Below are 18,072 nucleotides of genomic sequence, written 5' to 3' on the forward strand. Positions count from 1 at the left end.
CCTCAGGGGCTGAACGACATGAAGACGAAGGCGGCGAAGATCGCGAGGTGGACGCCGCCCTGGAGGAGGGTGGCCCGTCCGGGCACCACGGTCAGGGCGCTCACCACACCGGTGAGGGCGAGGAGGACCAGATGGAGGGGGCCCAGACCGAGCACCAGGGGTCCGGACAGCCAGATCGAGGCGAGCGCGATCGACGGGATCGTCAGGCCGATGCTGGCGATGGCGGAGCCGTAGGCGAGGTTGAGGCTGGTCTGCATCCTGTCCCGGCGGGCCGCGCGGACGGCGGCGAGGGTCTCGGGGAGCAGGACCATCAGGGCGATGACGACGCCGACGACCGCGTTGGGCAGGCCGGCCGACTCCACGCCGTCCTCGATGGTGGGCGAGATGAGCTTGGCGTTGCCGACGACGGCGACGAGGGCGAGGAGGAGCAGGGCGACGCTGGTCCAGGTCTCGCGGTTGCCCGGCGGGTCGGCGTGCTCGTCCGCCGACTCCTGGCCGGGGCGCGGCACGGGGAGGAAGTAGTCGCGGTGCCGGACCGTCTGGACGCCGACGAAGACCCCGTAGAGGAGGAGGGAGGCGACGGCGGCGAAGGCGAGCTGGACGCCGGAGAATTCGGGTCCGGGGTGGCTCGTGGTGAAGGTGGGGAGGACCAGTGTCAGCGTGGCGAGGGTGCAGACGGTGGCGAGCGCGCCGCCGGAGCCCTCGGCGTTGAAGACCGCCACCCGGTTGCGGAGCGCGCCGACGAGGAGGGAGAGTCCGACGATGCCGTTGCAGGTGATCATGACGGCGGCGAAGACGGTGTCGCGGGCGTAGGCCGACGTCTTCTCCCCGCCCCCCGCCATCAGGGTGACGATGAGGCCGACTTCGATGACGGTGACGGCCACGGCGAGGACGAGCGAGCCGAAGGGCTCCCCGACGCGGTGGGCGATCACCTCGGCGTGGTGGACCGCCGAGAGGACCGCGGCGACGAGGCAGAGGGCGATGAGCCCCACGACGGGGCCCGGGAGATCTCGCCCCCAGGCCGCGCCCAGGACAAGGGCCGCCACCACCGGCCCCCAGGTGGTCCATTGACGTGTCGCTGCCGCCGTACCCGAACTCACGTATCAGCATCCTGCCGCAAAGGGGGTTTTCACCCGTTTCGTCACGAAGAGATCTTCCTTTCCGATGGTACCTAAACCGATGTTCGAGAGGCGTGGACGGACATGAGCGAAGATGCGGGAGGAGAGGGCCTTCCGACCCGGCGCGCGTTCGGCGGCGGACTCCTGGCCCTCGGAGGAGCGGTGATGGTCGGTTCGGTGCCGGGAGCGGCCGCCGCCTCCGAAGGGGAGGCGGGGCGCGGGGCCGGCCCCGCGGCGGAAGCGGGGGCCGGGGTGCGGCGGACCACGCTGAGGCGCGGTTCGGCCGAGCGGGCCGGGCTGCTCGCGCCGCACCTGGACCGGCTGGTCGCGGAGGCCGAGGCGTTCCTCGCCCCCTCCCCCGCGCACCCCTGGTACGCGGGGGCCGTGCTGCTCGCCGGGCGCGGCGGGACCGTGGCCCTGCACCGGGCGATCGGCTCGGCCGTGCGGTACGCGGCGTACGACGAGAAGACCGACACCGGCGTCGAGCTGCCGCCGGAGCTGCGGCGGCCGATGACCGAGGACACCGTCTTCGATCTGGCCTCGGTCTCCAAGCTGTTCACCTCGATCCTGGCGGTGCAGCAGATCGAGCGCGGGACGCTGGACCTGAAGGCGGGGATCACGGCGTACCTCCCGGATTTCGGCGGGGGCGGGAAGCGGGACGTGACGGTGCGCCGGCTGCTCACCCACACCTCCGGGTTCCGGTCCTGGCTGCCGCTGTACCGGGAGCCGACGCGGGAGGGGAAGCTGCGGCTGCTCCGGGCCGAGAGGCCCGTGAGCACGCCGGGGTCGGCGTACCTCTACTCCGACCTCAACATGATCTTCCTCCAGCTGATCCTGGAGGAGATCACCGGTCGCGGTCTGGACACCCTGCTCCACGACGAGATCACCGCTCCGCTCGGGATGCGCCGCACCCGTTTCAACCCACCGCCCTCCTGGCGGCCGGACATCGCCGCCACCGAGGACGCCCGGCCGCCCTGGTCCGGCCTGGACCGGGGCATGGTGTGGGGCGAGGTCCACGACGAGAACGCCCACGCCCTCGGCGGGGTCGCCGGGCACGCCGGGGTCTTCTCGCGCGCCCGGGACCTCGCGGTCCTCGCCCGCACCCTCCTCAACGGCGGGGCGTACGGCCGGGCCCGCATCCTCTCCCCCGCGTCCGTGGAGCTGATGTTCACCGACTTCAACACCGCCTTTCCCGGCAACGCGCACGGGCTCGGCTTCGAGCTCCACCAGCACTGGTACATGGGCGCGATGGCCACGCCCCGCACGGCCGGGCACACCGGTTTCACCGGCACGAGCCTCGTGCTCGACCCGACGACCGACTCGTTCCTGATCGTCCTCGGCAACTCCGTGCACCCGGTGCGCTCCTGGCGCTCCGGGTCCGCGCCGCGCGTCGCCGCCGCGAACCGGCTGGCCAGGGCCGTTCCCGTACGTCCCGTCCGGGGCCGTACCGCCTGGTTCTCCGGCATGGCGAGCGGCACCACCGGCACCCTCACGCTGCCTCCGCTCCCCGGCGCGGCGCGTCTGGAGTGCGCCCTGTGGTGGGACACCGAACCGGGGGCGGACGCCGTCCGCCTGGAGGCGTCCCGGGACGGCGGGGCGGCCTGGGAACCGGTGCCCTTCGTCACCGCACGCCCGGACGGGGAGCCGTCGGCGCACCCGGACGGGGCGGCGAGCGGCTGGTCGGGGCGCGCCTGGCACCGGCTGACGGCCGGGGTCCCGGCGGCGGACCGGGGCGGCGTCCCGGTCCGGCTGCGCTGGCGGTACACGACGGACGCGCGGTACGTCGGGCGCGGGGCGTACGTGGACGGGGTGCGGGTCCTCGACGCCGCCGGCCGGCCGCTCTTCGACGGGGCCCGCCCGGCGGACGCCTCGCGCGTCGAAGCGGTGGGATGGGCCGTGTCCGGGGACTGACGGTCCGTCCCCGGGCGGGACCTCAGTCGTCCGCCGCCGTGCGCAGCTCCGTCAGGAGGGGGCTGATCAGGGGGTGCTCCTCGGCCCCGCGCCGCACGGCGGCGAAGACCCGGCGGGTGGGGGCGGCCCCGTCCACGGGCCGCACCTCGACACCCGTGAGGTCCATCCCGCGCAGCGCCGAGCGCGGGACGAGGGCGACCCCGGCGGCGGCGGAGGCGAGGGCGACGACGGCGCGGAAGTCGTCGGAGACGTGCGCGAAACGGGGGGCGAACCCGGCGTACTCGCAGGCCAGGACGGTGACGTCGTGGCAGGGGTTGCCGGTGGACTGCCCGATCCAGTCGTCCTTGGCGAGGGCGGCGAGGGCGACCCGTCCGCCGGCCGCCAGGGGGTGGCCGGGCGGCAGGACCGCGTCGAAGGGCTCGGCGTAGAGCGGGACGCGGGTGAGCCGGTCGTCGTCCTCGGCCGGGGCGCCCCGGTACTCGACGGCGACGGCCACGTCCACCTGCCGGTCCAGGACCATGAGCAGGCTCTCGTCGCCCTCGGCGTCCCGCACACGGACCCGGATGCCGGGGGCGGTGCGGGCGAGCGCGGTGAGGGCGGGGGCCACCACGAGGCCGATGCCGGTGGCGAAGGCGGCGACCGTGACCGTGCCGGCGTCGCCGGAGCCGTAGGCGGCGAGTTCGGCCTCGGCGCGCTCCAGCTGGGCCAGGACGGCGTTGGCGTGGCCGAGCAGGATCTCGCCGGCCGGGGTGAGGCGCGCGCCCCGGGCGCTCCGCTCCACCAGGCGGTGCCCGGTCTCCTGCTCCAGGGCGGCGAGCTGCTGGGAGACGGCGGAGGGGGTGAGGTAGAGCGCGGCGGCCGCCGCCGTGACCGTGCGGTGGTCGGCCACCGCACGGAGGATGTGCAACCGCCGCGCTTCGATCATGCCCCCAGTGTCCCAGGCGGCGGGGGCGGCGGGCGCCGTTCCCGCCGCCGTTCCGGTGTCAGCCGGCCAGGGCGGCGCGGGCCGAGACGAAGGCGTCCACGGCCCGGTTCACGTCCTCCGTGGAGTGCGCGGCGGAGAGCTGGACGCGGATGCGGGCCTGCCCCTGCGGCACCACCGGGTACGAGAAGCCGATCACGTACACGCCCCGCTCCAGGAGCAGTTCGGCCATGCGTCCGGCCTCGGCCGCGTCGCCGATCATGACGGGGGCGATGGCGTGGTCGCCGGGCAGGACGTCGAAGCCCTCCCCGGTCATGCGGGAGCGGAAGAGCGCCGTGTTGGCGTTCAGCCGGTCGCGCAGGTCACCGGCGGACTCCAGGAGGTCGAGGACCTTGAGGGAGGCGGCGGCGATGACCGGGGCGAGGGTGTTGGAGAAGAGGTACGGGCGGGAGCGCTGGCGCAGCAGGGCGACGATCTCGGCGCGGGCGGCGACGTAGCCGCCGGAGGCGCCGCCGAGGGCCTTGCCCAGGGTGCCGGTGATGATGTCGACGCGGTCCATGACGCCGTGCAGCTCGGGGGTGCCGCGCCCGCCGGGGCCGACGAAGCCGACGGCGTGCGAGTCGTCCACCATGACCATGGCGTCGTGGCGCTCGGCCAGGTCGCAGATCTCGTCCAGCGGGGCGACGTAGCCGTCCATCGAGAAGACGCCGTCGGTGACGATCAGCTTGCGCCGGGCACCGCCCTCGGTGGCCTCCTTGAGCCGCTGCTCCAGGTCGGCCATGTCGCGGTTGGCGTAGCGGAAGCGGCGGGCCTTGGAGAGGCGGATGCCGTCGATGATCGAGGCGTGGTTGAGGGCGTCGGAGATGACGGCGTCCTCGGGGCCGAGGATCGTCTCGAAGACGCCGCCGTTGGCGTCGAAGCAGGAGGAGTAGAGGATCGTGTCCTCCTGGCCGAGGAAGGAGGACAGGCGCGCCTCCAGCTCCTTGTGCACCTCCTGGGTGCCGCAGATGAAGCGGACGGAGGCCATGCCGTAGCCCCAGCGGTCCAGCGCCTCGTGGGCGGCGGCGACCACCTCGGGGTGGTCGGCCAGGCCCAGGTAGTTGTTGGCGCAGAAGTTGAGCACCTCGCCGGGGCGGCCGCCCGAGGTGACGGCGACGGTGGCCGACTGGGGGGTGCCGATGACGCGCTCGGGCTTGTGGAGTCCGGCCTGCTCGATCTCTTCGAGGGTGGCTCGGACGTCGTCGCGAACGGAATCGAACATGGGTCAGGCTCCCGCAGTCCAGTCGAGGATGATCTTGCCGCTCTTGCCGGAGGCCGCGTCGTCGAAGGCGGCCTCGAAGTCGGTGTACGCGTAGCGGCCGGTGATGACGGGGGCGAGGTCGAGACCGCCCTCCAGGAGCACCGACATCGCGTACCAGGTCTCGAACATCTCGCGGCCGTAGATGCCCTTGACCGTGATCATGGAGGTGACGATCTTCGCCCAGTCGACGGCGAAGTCCTCGCTGGGCAGGCCCAGCATGGCGATCCTGCCGCCGTGGGTCATGTTGGCGACCATGTCGCGCATCGCGTGCGGGTTGCCGGACATCTCCAGGCCGACGTCGAAGCCCTCCTTGAGCCCGAGGGTGCGCTGGCCGTCCGCGATCGTGCTCCCGGCCACGTTCAGGGCGAGGGTGACGCCCGTCTTGCGGGCGAGTTCGAGGCGTTCCTCGCTGACGTCGGTGATCATGACGTTGCGGGCGCCGGCGTGCTGGGCGACGGCGGCGGCCATGATGCCGATCGGGCCCGCGCCGGTGACCAGGACGTCCTCTCCGACGAGCGGGAAGGAGAGCGCGGTGTGCACGGCGTTGCCGAAGGGATCGAAGATCGCGGCGACGTCGAGGTCGACGGGGACGCGGTGGACCCACACGTTGGAGGCGGGCAGCACGACGTACTCCGCGAAGGCGCCGTCCCGGCCCACGCCGAGTCCGACGGTGGCGCGGCAGAGGTGGCGCCGGCCGGCCAGGCAGTTGCGGCACTTGCCGCAGACGAGGTGCCCTTCGCCGCTGACCAGGTCGCCGACGGCGATGTCGGCGACGTCACGGCCGACGTGGACGACCTCACCGGCGAACTCGTGGCCGATCGTCAGCGGCGTCCCGATCGTCCTCTGCGCCCAGCCGTCCCAGGAACGGATGTGCAGGTCGGTGCCGCAGATCCCGGTCCGGCTGACCTTGATGAGGACGTCTCCGGGGCCGGCCTCCGGCTCGGGCACGTCCGTGAGCCAGAGTCCCGGCTCCGCCTTCAGCTTGACCAGCGCCTTCAATGCAACGGCTCCCGACGTGCGTGTCCTGTGATGCATGGGGTGAGGCAGGGCTGTGCGCCCAAGATCCCCGGAGGAGAATCTTCCGTACGCACGGCTCCCGGTCCATCGAGGATTTCTTAAGCGCGCTCGCAGATCAGCTTCACACCCCGGGCGGGGGCGGCCCGGCGTCAACACGCGGAGGGAGCTTTCACCTCTCCGGGGAGGCCGCCGCGCCGGGGCGGGGCGGTCCGCGGCCGGCCCGGCAAGCCGCGCGGGTCCCGCGTCAGGCGGGCGGCGGCGCGGCCGCCCTGAGGAGGAGGGCGGCGGCCTCGGCACGGCGGCCGAGGCGTTCCAGGCAGTGGGCCTCGTCGTCGAGGGCGGCGAGGGTGTCGGGGTGTGCCGGGCCGAGGAGGCGGAGGCGGGCGGAGGCGACGGCGCGGTGGGCCTCCAGGGCCTCCGCCCAGCGGCCGAGCCGGCCGAGGGCGACACCGGTCTCCCGGCGGCTGAGGAGGGTGTCCGGGTGGTCGGCGCCCAGGACCCGCGTCCGGGCGGCGTGGACGTCCCCGGACTCCGCGAGCGCCTCCTCCCAGCGCCCGAGGCGGCCGAGGTTGACGGCGAGGGCGTGGCGGGCGCGCAGGGTCTCCGGCCCGTCGGCGCCCTGGGCGCGGGTGCGGGAGGCGACGACGGAGCGGCAGACGTCCAGGGCGTCCGCCGCCCGGCCGAGCCGGCCGAGGAGGACCCCGGTCTCGTAGTGGGCGGCGAGGGTGTCCGGATGGTCGGCGCCGAGGGCGGCGGCGCGCGCCCCGGCGACCGCGCGGTACTGGGCCAGGGCCTCCTGCCGGCGCCCCAGGCGCGCGAGGACGTGGGCGACCTCGTGGCGGGTCATCAGGGTGTCGGGATGGTCCTCGCCGAGCAGCCGGGCGCGGGCCTCGGCGACCTCGCGCGCCGTGCGGTACGACTCCTCGAGGCGGCCGAGGCGGCCGAGCGTGAACGCCAGGTTGTGGCGGCAGCGCAGGGTGTCGGGGTGGTCGGGGCCCTCGGCCCGCTCCCTGGCGGCGAGCACCGCGACGTACAGTGCGTACGCCTCGGAGTGCCGTCCCAGGCGGTCGAGGGCGTACGCCCGCTCCTGCCGTGCGGCGAGGGTGTCGGGGTGGTCCTCCCCGAGGACGCGCGACCGGACCCGGGCGACCCGCTCGAAGACGCGCAGGGCGTCGGCGGGGCGGTCGAGACGGGCGAGGGCGAAACCGACCTCGTAGTGGCTGGCGAGGGTGTCGGGGTGGTCCTCCCCGAGGACGCGCGACCGGTCCTCGGCGACGGACCGGTGCACCGCCTCCGCCTCGTCCCAGCGGCCGAGCCGGCCGAGGCCCATTCCCGCCCGGTGGCGGCCGGCGAGGACCGCGACCAGCTCGGCCGGGGGCGCGGGGGCGGGACCGGCCGGCGCGGGGGCGGTGGTCCACTCGGTGGTGAGGACGGCCGCGGCGGGGTCGTGGGCGGCCGGGCGCGGCCCGGCGGCTCCGGCCGGGCGGTGCCCGCCGGTCATCCCGCGGCTCCACGCCGGGACGGGCGCGGGGGCGGAGGGGACGGGCGCCGCCGGCCCGGGGTCCACCGGCACGGGCAGCGTGAGGGGGAGGGACGGCTGCGCGGGCACTCCGGGCAGCGGCGGGAACGGGGGCGGTCCCGCGCGGCCCGAGACGATCCGGCGGCGCAGGTCGCCCGCGTCGGCCGGCCGCTCCGCGGGCACCTTGGCCAGCAGGTCGACGACGAGGCGGTCGAAGTAGTCGGGCAGTTCGGCCCGGTGCGCGCGCGGCGGGCGCGGCACCGTGTCCCGGTGCCCGATGAGGATCGCCCAGGAGTCCCCCAGGTCGAAGGGCGGGGAGCCGGTGGCGAGTTCGTACAGCACACAGCCCAGCGAGTAGAGGTCGCTGCGGTGGTCGACCTCGCCGCCGCCGATCTGCTCCGGGGACATGTAGTGGGGCGTCCCCATCGCGATGCCGGTCCCGGTGAGCTTGGAGGTGAAGCCCATGTCCGCGCCGAGGCGCGCTATCCCGAAGTCGCAGATCTTCACCGTGCCGTCCCGCAGCCGCATGATGTTCGCGGGCTTCAGGTCGCGGTGCACGATCCCCTGGCCGTGCGTGTACGCGAGGGCGTCGGCGACCTGGTCGGCGATCTCGACGAGGTCCTGGACGGGCAGCGGGTGCTGCGCGTTGGCGGCGAGGAGCTGGCTGAGGTTGCGCCCCTCCAGGAGTTCCATGACGAGGAAGAGGACGCCCTCGTACTCGCCGAAGTCGTGCACGACGGTGATGCCCCGGTGCTGGAGCGCGGCGGCCACCCGGGCCTCGCGCCGGAAGCGCTCGCGCACGACGTCGAGCACCTGCGGGTCCCGCTGCGGGCCGAGCGGTTTGAGGCACTTCACGGCGACGCGGCGCCCGAGCGCCTCGTCGGTGGCGCGCCACACCTCGCCCATGCCCCCGCGGCCGATGACCTCGTGCAGGCGGTACCGCCCCTGGATCAGTCCGGAGTCCCCCATCGCGTGCCGTCGCCCCCGTCGATTCCGTGCGCCCTACCCGGTGTGTCCAGTATGGCCGCCGGGTCCGACAGAGGGTACGGGGCGGGGCGCGCGTACGGATCGGGCCGCGCCTGCGGGCCGAGCCGTTCCACGGCCCGCAGGACGTGCCGGGGCGGCAGCCTCCAGCGCAGGCGGGAGGGGACGTCGCGCAGCAGGTTGGCCGTGGCGACGAGCCGGCGGGTGACGGTCTCCGGCGGCGGGGCGGGCCGTCCGTAGAGCGCGTGGGCGTACGGGGGGAGGGCGTCGTACGCGAGCGCCGTGACGCGCCGCCAGATCACCTCGCGCGCGGGGACCAGGAGGGGCCGGACCGGCGGACGGCGCAGGAAGTCCTCGACGGTCCTGGCGTCCGGCCCGGCGGTGAGCAGGGGGCGTACCGACGCGAAGTAGGCGGCGAGTCCGGCGGTGGTGGCCGGGACGGCGTCCGGGTCGAGGCCGACGAGCCGGGCCGAGGTGCGGTGCTCGTCCACGTAGCGGTCGGCCAGCGCGTCGGTGAGCGGGATTCCGGAGCGGCGGGCGACCGAGAGGTACGAGTCGGTCTCGGCGCAGTGGACCCAGAGCAGCAGTTCGGGGTCGTCCACGCCGAGCAGCCGGTGGATGCGGCGGACGCGGGCGCCGGCCGCCTCGGCGGCTTCGGTGGTCCCGTAGCTGAGGGTCCCGACGAAGTTCGCGGTCCGCGTGAGCCGGCCCCAGGGGTCCTCCCGGAACCCGCTGTTGATCATGACGCCGCGGACGGCGACGGGGTGGAGCGCCTGGAGCCAGAGGGCCCGGACGCCGGCGATCCACATCACCGGGTCGCTGTGCAGTTGCCACGTCACGGAGCCGGGTCCGAAGAGCCCGGGGTCGGCGTCCTGCGTCATGCCGCTCAGGCTACGCCGGAACGGGCGCGTGAGCGCCGGGCGTGACGTGCCCGGAATCCCCGCCCGGGCGCCCCGGCCACCCGGGACGCCCGGAACCCCTGGCCCATCCGGCCCCTCTTGCGGGCACGCCGCCCTGTGTCACGCCGTCTTCCGGCGGACCGGGCACCACCATGGGACGCGCGCCTCCGGAGGAACCGCCGGGGCGCGCCCGGGCCGTGACGGGAGCGTGTCCGGCGCGGCGTGCGGGGCAGACGCCCCGGAGACACCAGGGCCGGTCGGCGGGGCGACCGCGTCCGTTCACACGACGGAGGAGACATGCGCAAGGACAGGCGCCCGGACGGCTCGTCCCCGACCGACGAGGAACTCGACGCGCTCGACGCGCACTGGAGGGCGGCCAACTACCTGGCCGTCGGGCAGATCTACCTGATGGACAACCCGCTGCTGCGCACACCGCTGGAACCGGAGCACATCAAGCCGCGGCTGCTCGGGCACTGGGGCACGTCGCCCGGTCTCAACCTCGTGTACACCCACCTCAACCGGCTGATCAGGAACCGCGGCGTGGACGCCCTGTGCGTCTGGGGGCCCGGTCACGGCGGGCCGGCCGTGGTCGCCAACTCCTGGCTGGAGGGGAGTTACAGCGAGGTCTACCCGGACGTGTCCCGGGACGGGGAGGGCATGGCCCGGCTGTTCCGGCAGTTCTCCTTCCCCGGCGGGGTGCCGAGCCACGTGGCGCCCGAGACGCCGGGGTCGATCCACGAGGGCGGCGAGCTGGGCTACGCCCTGTCGCACGCGTACGGCGCCGCCCTGGACAACCCGGACCTCCTGGTGGCGTGCGTCGTCGGGGACGGCGAGGCGGAGACGGGGCCGCTCGCCACGTCCTGGCACTCCAACAAGTTCCTCGACCCGGTGCACGACGGTGCCGTCCTGCCGGTGCTCCACCTCAACGGGTACAAGATCGCGAACCCCACCGTGCTCGCGCGGCTCCCCGAGGCGGAACTGGACGAACTGCTGCGGGGCTACGGCCACGACCCCCTGTACGTCTCCGGGGACGACCCGCGCCGGGTCCACCGCGCCATGGCGGTCGCGATGGACACCGCGCTCGACCGCATCCGGGCCGTCCAGCGCGAGGCCCGTGCCGGCGGGCCGGCCGAACGGCCGAAGTGGCCCGTGATCATCCTCCGCACGCCGAAGGGCTGGACCGGTCCCGCGGAGGTGGACGGGCTGCCCGTGGAAGGGACCTGGCGCTCCCACCAGGTGCCCCTGTCCGGTGTGCGGGACAATCCGGAGCACCGCGAGCAGCTGGAGGCGTGGCTGCGCTCCTACCGCCCCGAGGAACTCTTCGACGAGGACGGCGCGCCGTCCGCGCGGGTGCTCGCCTGCGTGCCGGACGGCGAACGCAGGCTCGGCGCCACCCCGCACGCCAACGGCGGCCTGCTGCTGCGGGACCTGCCCGTACCGCCGCTCGAACGCTTCGCCGTGCCGGTGGACGAACCGGGCGCCACCCGGCACGAGCCGACCCGCGTCCTCGGGGACCTCCTCGAAGCGGTCATGGCCGCCACGGCCGGCCGCCGCGACTTCCGGCTCGTCGGCCCCGACGAGACCGCCTCCAACCGTCTCGAAGCGGTGTACGGGGCCAGCGGCAAGGCGTGGCAGGAACCGGTCCTGGACACCGACGAACACCTCGACCGGCACGGCCGCGTCATGGAGATCCTCTCCGAGCACACCTGCCAGGGCTGGCTGGAGGGGTACCTGCTCACCGGCCGCCACGGGCTGTTCTCCTGCTACGAGGCGTTCGTCCACATCGTGGACTCCATGGTCAACCAGCACATCAAGTGGGTGCGGACCTCGCGCCGGCTGCCGTGGCGGGCTCCCATCGCCTCCCTCAACTACCTGCTGACGTCGCACGTGTGGCGCCAGGACCACAACGGCTTCTCGCACCAGGACCCGGGCTTCGTGGACCACGTGCTCAACAAGAGCCCCGAGGTCGTCCGCGTCTACCTCCCGCCGGACGCCAACACCCTGCTCTCGGTCGCGGACCACGTGCTGCGCAGCCGCGACTACGTCAACGTGATCGTCGCCGGGAAGCAGCCCTGCTTCGACTGGCTCTCCCTGGTGGAGGCCCGTGCCCACTGCGCCCGGGGCGCCGGGGTGTGGGCGTGGGCGGGCACCGAGGACGGCACGCGCGAGCCCGACGTGGTCCTCGCCTGCGCCGGTGACGTCCCCACCCAGGAGGTGCTGGCGGCGGCCTCGCTGCTGCGGGAGCACCTGCCCGAGCTGGCGGTCCGGGTGGTGAACGTGGTGGACGTGACGCGGCTGATGTCCCACGGGGAGCATCCGCACGGCATGACGGACGGGGAGTACGACGCCCTGTTCACGACGGACAGGCCGGTGATCTTCGGCTACCACGGTTATCCCTGGCTGGTGCACCGGCTGGCCTACCGCCGCGCCGGGCACCCGCACCTGCACGTGCGGGGCTACAAGGAGAGGGGGACCACCACGACCCCCTTCGACATGGTCGTGCGCAACGACCTCGACCGCTACCGCCTGGTGATGGACGTGATCGACCGCGTGCCCGGCCTCGGCGTGCGCGCCGTGACGGTGCGCCAGGCCATGGCGGACGCCCGTACCCGTCACCACGCCTGGATCAGGGAGCACGGCACCGACATGCCCGAGGTGGCCGACTGGGAGTGGAGCGGCTGAGACCCGCCGGGACGGCGTCGGCCCCGGACCGGGCGACCGGTCCGGGGCCGACGCGCGAGGGCGGGACCCGGGGAGACGTCCCCGGAGCGCGTTCCGGGCCGTGTCCGGCCCAGGTCGTGTCCGGCCCAGGTCGTGTCCGGCCTAGGGCAGGAGCTCGTCCATCGAGGCGCGGCCCTTCTCCGCCATGCGGCGCTCCGCCCAGGCGAGGTTCTGCGGGTTCACGTCACGGCCGGAGGCGAGGACCAGGTCCTCCGCCGTGAACTCCCCTTCCGATCCGGCGTGCAGCAGCCGGTCGGGCGTCGGGGAGTCCCCCGGGGACGTCTTGTCGGGCTCAGCGTTCATGCCGCCTCCTACGTGTTCGTCCGGCACTGGCCATTCTGGTGTCCGGTCGGCGCGCGCGCATCCGGGGCCCCGGCCCCGGGTGCGGCCCTCGCGGCGAACTCGCGCCACGCCGGGTCGTCACCGTGGCGCCCGCGGTGCGCGGGTTCGACAATGGGGAGGATGACCGACGACGATCCGCGTACGCACAGTGGTGAGATCGGGCCCGCCCAGTGGCTCGCCATGAACCGGACCGGCAGCTTCGACTGGGATCTCGACACGGGCCGCATCGATGTCGACGAGTCGGGGCTGCTGGTCTTCGGCGTGGTCCCGGACGCCTTCGACGGGCGCCCGGCGTCGCTCGTCGCGCGGCTCGCCCCCGGGGAGCTGGCCAGGCTCCGGGGCGTCGTGCGCGAGGCCGTCAGGAGCGGCGCCCTCTCGTACACCGCGCACTTCCCCGTCCCCCAGGACGACGGACCGCCGCACTGGACGCACGTGCAGGCCCGGATCCTGCGCTCGCCGTGGGGATGGGCCCGGCGGATCGTCGGCGTCGTGCGGGACACGACCGCCGAGATCGCGCACTTCACCTTCGTCCGGGACCTGGAGAAGCGGCGCGAGGTGCAGACGAGCATCGTCGAGCGGACGACGAACGCGCTGTCGCGCGCGGTGACCGTGGACGACGTGACGGCCGCCCTGACGGGCCCGGGAGGGCTCGCGCGGCTCGGCGCGGACGGGCTCGCGCTCGGCCTCGTGGAGAACGGCTCGCTGAACGTCATCGCGCTCAGCGGGGACTCCCTCGACGTGCTCGACGACTTCCGCGGCCGGCGGCTCGACCGGAAGCTGCCGCTGGCCGAGGCGGTGCTGAGCGGCCGGCCCCGGTTCGTCCCCTCCTTCGCCGCGCTCGGCCGGGACTTCCCCGAACTCGCCCCCTACCTGCCCCGGCTGGACTTCCGGGCCGCCTGCTACCTGCCGCTGGTGGCGCAGGCGCGTTCGCTCGGCGGGATGGCCCTGTTCTACCGGGGCCGCACCTCGTTCAACCCCGACGAGCGCAACCTGGCCCTCGGGCTCGCGGCGATCGTCGCCCAGTCGCTCCAGCGGGCGATGCTCTTCGACGAGGAGCGGGAGCTGGCGACCGGGCTCCAGGAGACGATGCTGCCGCGCCGCATCCCGGAGATCACCGGCGGCCGGATCGCCGTCCGGTACCACGCGGCGTGGAGCGGGCGGCAGGTCGGCGGCGACTGGTACGACGTGATCCCGCTGCCGCGCAGCCGGGTCGGGATCGTCGTGGGCGACGTCCAGGGCCACGACACGCACGCGGCCGCCATCATGGGCCAGCTGCGGATCGCGCTGCGGGCGTACGCGGGCGAGGGGCACGCCCCGCCGACGGTCCTCGCCCGCGCCTCCCGGTTCCTCGCCGAGCTGGACACCGACCGCTTCGCGACCTGTACGTACGCGCAGGTGGACCTGGCGAGCGGCACGGTGCGCGCCGTACGGGCCGGGCACCTCGACCCGTTGATCCGGCACACCGACGGCCGGGTGGGGCGGCCCAAGCTGCGGGGCGGCCTCCCGCTGGGCCTGGCGACGGCGTTCGGGGACGAGGAGTTCCCGGAGACGCGGCTCGACCTGGTGCCCGGGGAGACGCTGGTGCTCTGCACGGACGGTCTGGTCGAGCAGCCCGGCGCGGACATCTCGGCCGGTCTCGCCTCGCTCGCCGAGGCGATCGCGGGCGGCCCGCCGGAGGCCGAGGCGCTGGCCGACCACCTCTCCGACCGCCTGTGGGAGCGGTGGGGCGCGGGCGACGACGTGGCCCTCCTGGTGCTGCGGCGCAGCCCGGACCCGGGCACGCCCCGGGCGCCGCGCATCCACCAGTACGTCCACCAGGCCGATCCGCAGGGCCTCTCGGACGCGCGGGCGGCCGTGGGGCGGGCGCTCCGGGACTGGGGCATGGCGGGCCTCGCCGACGACGCGGAGCTGCTGACGGGGGAGCTGCTCGTCAACGTGCTGCTGCACACCGAGGGGGGCGCGGTGCTGACCCTGGAGGTGCTGCCCGAACCGGTGCGGCGGGTGCGCCTGTCGGTGCAGGACCGGTCGAGCGCCTGGCCCCGGCGGCGCACCCCGGGCGAGGCCGCCACCTCGGGCCGCGGGCTGCTCCTGCTCGACGCGCTGGCCTCCCGGTGGGGGGTCGAGCCGCGCGGCGAGGGCAAGGCGGTGTGGTGCGAGATCGGCCCGGCGGAGGCGGCGGCGGGCGGCGCCCCCGGCGGTGGCTGAGGGGCCGGGTTCAGGCGCGCTGCCACACCGTGGTCGCGTTGCAGAACTCGCGGATGCCGTGGCCCGCGAGTTCGCGGCCGTAGCCGGAGCGCTTGATCCCGCCGAAGGGGAGCGCCGGGTGCGAGGCCGTCATCCCGTTGACGAAGACGCCGCCGGCCTCCAGGTCGCGGACGAAGAACGCGATGTCCTCCTGGGAGCGGGTCCAGACGTTGGAGCTGAGGCCGAACGGGGAGTCGTTGGCGACGGCCACGGCCTCCTCGGCGTCGCCGACCCGGTAGACGGTGGCGACCGGCCCGAAGGTCTCCTCGCGGTGGACGCGCATCTCCGGGGTGATGCCGGTGAGGACGGTGGGCCGGTAGTACCAGCCGTCGCGGAGCGCCTCGTCGTCGGGGCGGTGGCCGCCGCAGAGGACGGTGGCGCCCCGTTCCACGGCGTCGTCCACCAGTTCCTCCAGGTCGGCGCGGCCCCGCTCGGTGGCGAGGGGGCCGACGTCGGTGGACTCGTCGAGGGGGTCGCCGACGGTGAGGGCGTTCATGGCGGCGGTGAAGCGCTCGGAGAAGTCGTCGTAGACGTCCCGGTGGACGATGAACCGCTTGGCCGCGATGCACGACTGCCCGTTGTTCTGCACCCGGGCGGTGACGGCGGTCTTCACGGCCGCGACGACGTCGGCGGAGGGCATCACGATGTACGGATCGCTGCCGCCGAGCTCCAGGACGGTCTTCTTGATCTCGTCGCCCGCCACGGAGGCGACGGCCCGGCCGGCCGGTTCGCTGCCGGTGAGGGTGGCGGCCACGATCCTCGGGTCCCGCAGGATGCCCTCGATCTCCCCGGAGCCGACGAGGAGGGTCTGGAAGCAGCCCTCGGGGAATCCGGCGCGGCGGAAGAGGTCGCCCAGGTAGAGCGCGGTCTGCGGCACGTTGGAGGCGTGCTTGAGGAGACCCGTGTTGCCCGCCATGAGGGCGGGCGCGGCGAAGCGGATCACCTGCCAGAGCGGGAAGTTCCACGGCATGACGGCGAGGACCGGGCCGAGGGGCCGGTAGTGGACGCGGGCCGTGTCCGCTCCGGAGTCCTGGACGTCGCTCTCCGCCGGGTGCTCGTCGGCGAGCAGTTCCTCGGCGTGGCGGGCGTACCAGCGCATGGCCTTGACGCACTTGGCGGCCTCCGCGCGGGCGGCGACGACGGGCTTGCCCATCTCGACCGTCATCGTGCGGGCGATGTCCTCGGTGTCCTCCTCCAGGAGGCCCGCGGCGGCGCGCAGGAGGCGGGCGCGTTCGGCGAAGGGGGTGGTGCGGTACCGGCGGAACGCCTCGTGCGCCGCGGCGACGCGCCGCTCGATCTCCTCGGGCCCGTGGGCCTCGTAGGTGCGCAGCGTCTCTCCGGTCGCGGGGTTCACGGTGGCGATGCCCATGGCCTGTCTCCTCCTGCGTCGGCCCCCGTCTCACAGAAACCTTCCGCGAAGGACGGCGCGGCGCAACAGGGGCGGGGCGGTGGGGTGACCGGGGGCCACCGGGAATCAGGAGGTCAGCCAGGCCAGCGCGCCGGAGAGGTGGGCCCGGAAGAGCGGGTCGCGATACGCCTGCAGGGCGTGTCCGAGGGCGGTGAAGAAGACGCGTCCGCGGTCCACCTCGCGGCACCAGGCGAGCGGGTGGTCGTCGCCGTGGGTGCCGCCCCGGTAGGAGGACTCGTCGGCCCGGGCCAGGACCCGTACGCCGGTTCCGCCCGTGCCGCGCGGGTCGGAGGTGAAGTTGTACCACTCGTCCGTCCACTCCCAGCGGGCCGGGAGCGGGGCGGTCGCCGGGTGGTCCCGCGCGTCCACGAGGACGGTGCCCGGCTGGATCTCGGGGTGGCCGTCGAAGCGGGTGCCGAGCAGTTCCCCGTAGAAGGGCCAGTCCGGCTCTGCGTTGGCGGCCGCGTGCACGGCGAGGAGGGCGCCGCCGCCCCGCAGGTACGCCTCGAAGGCGGTGCGGCCCTCGGGGGTCAGGACGTTCCCGGTCGTGGAGAGCAGGACGACGACGGCGTACCCGGCCAGCCGCTCGGGGGTGAAGGCCCCCGGGTCCTCGCCGGTCTCGGCCGTGCGTCCCAGCTCCCCCGCCAGCTCCGCGAGCGCGGCGGCGCCGTCGGGGATCGAGTCGTGCCGGTAGCCGGCGGTGCGGGTGTAGATCAGGACGTCGGCGGTGGGCACACGGGGCTCCAGAGGCGGCGGGCGGGGCGGAGAGCGGAGAGGAGAACGGGGAAAGGAAGAGGGGGAGGAAGAGGGAGGGAGAAAAACGAGGGGGAAAGCGCTTTCTCCCGCCCTTGTCCGACCGTAGTCATCACGGACGGCGGACCGCAACCCCGTCGCCCCGGCGACGGCCGCCCGCCCGGGCCGCGCGGGAGACGGCCGGCGCCGGGCGCGCCCGACACGGGGTCGGAGTGCGGTGTCCGGGCCGGAGCGCCGTGTCCCGGTCAGACCACCGTGTCCGGGGCGGACGCCGCGTCCGGAGCCGGCCCCTCCGGGCCGTCCCCGGCGGGCCGGAGCTCCCTGGTCGTCGCCTCCAGGAGCGGGGCGAGGAACTGGCGTTCCAGACTGCCCGGCGGCAGTACGTCCGGTTCCACGTAGCTCTGGGCGAGACCGCCCTCGCGCAGGGCGACGAGGAGACGCGCGAACCGGTCGGGCTCCACGGTCAGTTCGCGCCCGGCCCGGCGCAGGACGAGGGTGAGGCCGCGGGCGATCTCCGCCCGGAGCCGCTCGTCGTGGCGCGCGAGCACCCGGGCGGTCCCCGGGTCGCGGATGGCGTGCAGGGTGAACTCGGTGGTGACCAGGTACCAGTCCCGCTCGTCCGGTTCGACGCGGGAGGCCAGTTCCGCGAGCCGGGTCAGGGTGTACTCGTCGGCGGGCAGCGCGTCGATCGCCGCGGCGAGCCGCCGCACGGTCCGGTCGCTGTGCTCGTCGAAGAGGGCGAGGAAGAGTTCTTCCTTGCTCGCGAAGTTCGAGTAGTACGCGCCCCGCGTGTAGCCGGCGCGCTCGCAGATCCCCTCGATCGTCGTCGCGTGGAAACCGTGCTCGGCGAACGCCTCCAGGGCGGCCTCCAGGAGCGCCGCGCGGGTGCGGGACCGCCGCCCGGTGACACCTCTCGGCACAGGGGGTCCCTCCT

At 74.6% G+C, this 18,072-nt stretch carries 13 protein-coding genes; 3 read left to right on the forward strand and 10 right to left on the reverse strand.

What is annotated here, in order from left to right; genetic code table 11:
- Positions 1–2: 2 nt before the first annotated feature.
- Positions 3–1,100 carry a calcium:cation antiporter gene (locus tag ACZ6AQ_RS10120; RefSeq protein ID WP_468758922.1) on the reverse strand — a complete coding sequence of 366 codons (1,098 nt, stop codon included), beginning with the start codon at positions 1,098–1,100 and terminating at the stop codon, positions 3–5.
- A 102-nt stretch (positions 1,101–1,202) separates the two neighbouring features.
- On the opposite strand from ACZ6AQ_RS10120, the gene ACZ6AQ_RS10125 reads away from it, so the two are divergent.
- A complete protein-coding gene (locus ACZ6AQ_RS10125; RefSeq protein WP_468758924.1) occupies positions 1,203–3,029 on the forward strand; it encodes a serine hydrolase domain-containing protein in 1,827 nt (608 codons plus the stop codon).
- A gap of 22 nt (positions 3,030–3,051) precedes the next feature.
- On the opposite strand, the gene ACZ6AQ_RS10130 is transcribed toward ACZ6AQ_RS10125, so the two are convergent.
- From ACZ6AQ_RS10130 to ACZ6AQ_RS10150, 5 genes are all read right to left on the reverse strand, one after another.
- On the reverse strand, positions 3,052–3,954 hold the full coding sequence (locus tag ACZ6AQ_RS10130; protein WP_388689637.1) for a LysR family transcriptional regulator: 903 nt from the start codon (positions 3,952–3,954) through the stop codon (positions 3,052–3,054).
- A gap of 58 nt (positions 3,955–4,012) precedes the next feature.
- Positions 4,013–5,212, reverse strand: a complete 1,200-nt coding sequence (locus ACZ6AQ_RS10135; RefSeq protein WP_468758926.1) for a glycine C-acetyltransferase — start codon at positions 5,210–5,212, stop codon at positions 4,013–4,015.
- 3 nt (positions 5,213–5,215) lie between these two features.
- Complete coding sequence (gene tdh / locus ACZ6AQ_RS10140; protein WP_468759260.1) at positions 5,216–6,250, reverse strand: L-threonine 3-dehydrogenase; 1,035 nt, start codon at positions 6,248–6,250, stop codon at positions 5,216–5,218.
- A gap of 262 nt (positions 6,251–6,512) precedes the next feature.
- Positions 6,513–8,756: a serine/threonine-protein kinase gene (locus ACZ6AQ_RS10145; protein WP_468758928.1), complete on the reverse strand. Its 2,244-nt coding sequence runs from the start codon at positions 8,754–8,756 to the stop codon at positions 6,513–6,515.
- A complete protein-coding gene (locus tag ACZ6AQ_RS10150; protein WP_468758929.1) occupies positions 8,738–9,652 on the reverse strand; it encodes an oxygenase MpaB family protein in 915 nt (304 codons plus the stop codon). The genes ACZ6AQ_RS10145 and ACZ6AQ_RS10150 overlap by 19 nt, the downstream gene beginning before the upstream one ends.
- Before the next feature lie 315 nt (positions 9,653–9,967).
- On the opposite strand from ACZ6AQ_RS10150, the gene ACZ6AQ_RS10155 reads away from it, so the two are divergent.
- A complete protein-coding gene (locus ACZ6AQ_RS10155; protein ID WP_468758930.1) occupies positions 9,968–12,352 on the forward strand; it encodes a phosphoketolase family protein in 2,385 nt (794 codons plus the stop codon).
- A gap of 141 nt (positions 12,353–12,493) precedes the next feature.
- Here ACZ6AQ_RS10155 and ACZ6AQ_RS10160 read toward each other — a convergent pair whose 3' ends face one another.
- Entirely contained in the window at positions 12,494–12,694 is a 201-nt protein-coding gene (locus tag ACZ6AQ_RS10160; protein WP_388689646.1) for a hypothetical protein, read from the reverse strand.
- A gap of 159 nt (positions 12,695–12,853) precedes the next feature.
- Between ACZ6AQ_RS10160 and ACZ6AQ_RS10165 the strand changes: the two genes are divergently transcribed.
- Positions 12,854–14,938, forward strand: coding sequence for a SpoIIE family protein phosphatase (locus ACZ6AQ_RS10165; protein ID WP_468758931.1), 2,085 nt, complete (start codon positions 12,854–12,856; stop codon positions 14,936–14,938).
- Positions 14,939–14,948: 10 nt separating this feature from the next.
- Here the strand turns inward: ACZ6AQ_RS10165 and ACZ6AQ_RS10170 are convergent, their stop codons facing one another.
- From ACZ6AQ_RS10170 to ACZ6AQ_RS10180, 3 genes are all read right to left on the reverse strand, one after another.
- Entirely contained in the window at positions 14,949–16,346 is a 1,398-nt protein-coding gene (locus tag ACZ6AQ_RS10170; RefSeq protein WP_388689649.1) for an NADP-dependent succinic semialdehyde dehydrogenase, read from the reverse strand.
- Positions 16,347–16,451: 105 nt separating this feature from the next.
- Positions 16,452–17,120 carry a ThuA domain-containing protein gene (locus tag ACZ6AQ_RS10175; RefSeq protein WP_468758933.1) on the reverse strand — a complete coding sequence of 223 codons (669 nt, stop codon included), beginning with the start codon at positions 17,118–17,120 and terminating at the stop codon, positions 16,452–16,454.
- A 263-nt stretch (positions 17,121–17,383) separates the two neighbouring features.
- Positions 17,384–18,058, reverse strand: coding sequence for a TetR/AcrR family transcriptional regulator (locus tag ACZ6AQ_RS10180; protein ID WP_468758935.1), 675 nt, complete (start codon positions 18,056–18,058; stop codon positions 17,384–17,386).
- Positions 18,059–18,072 lie beyond the last annotated feature (14 nt).

It is taken from the genome of Streptomyces sp. NPDC041191, from assembly GCF_055591945.1.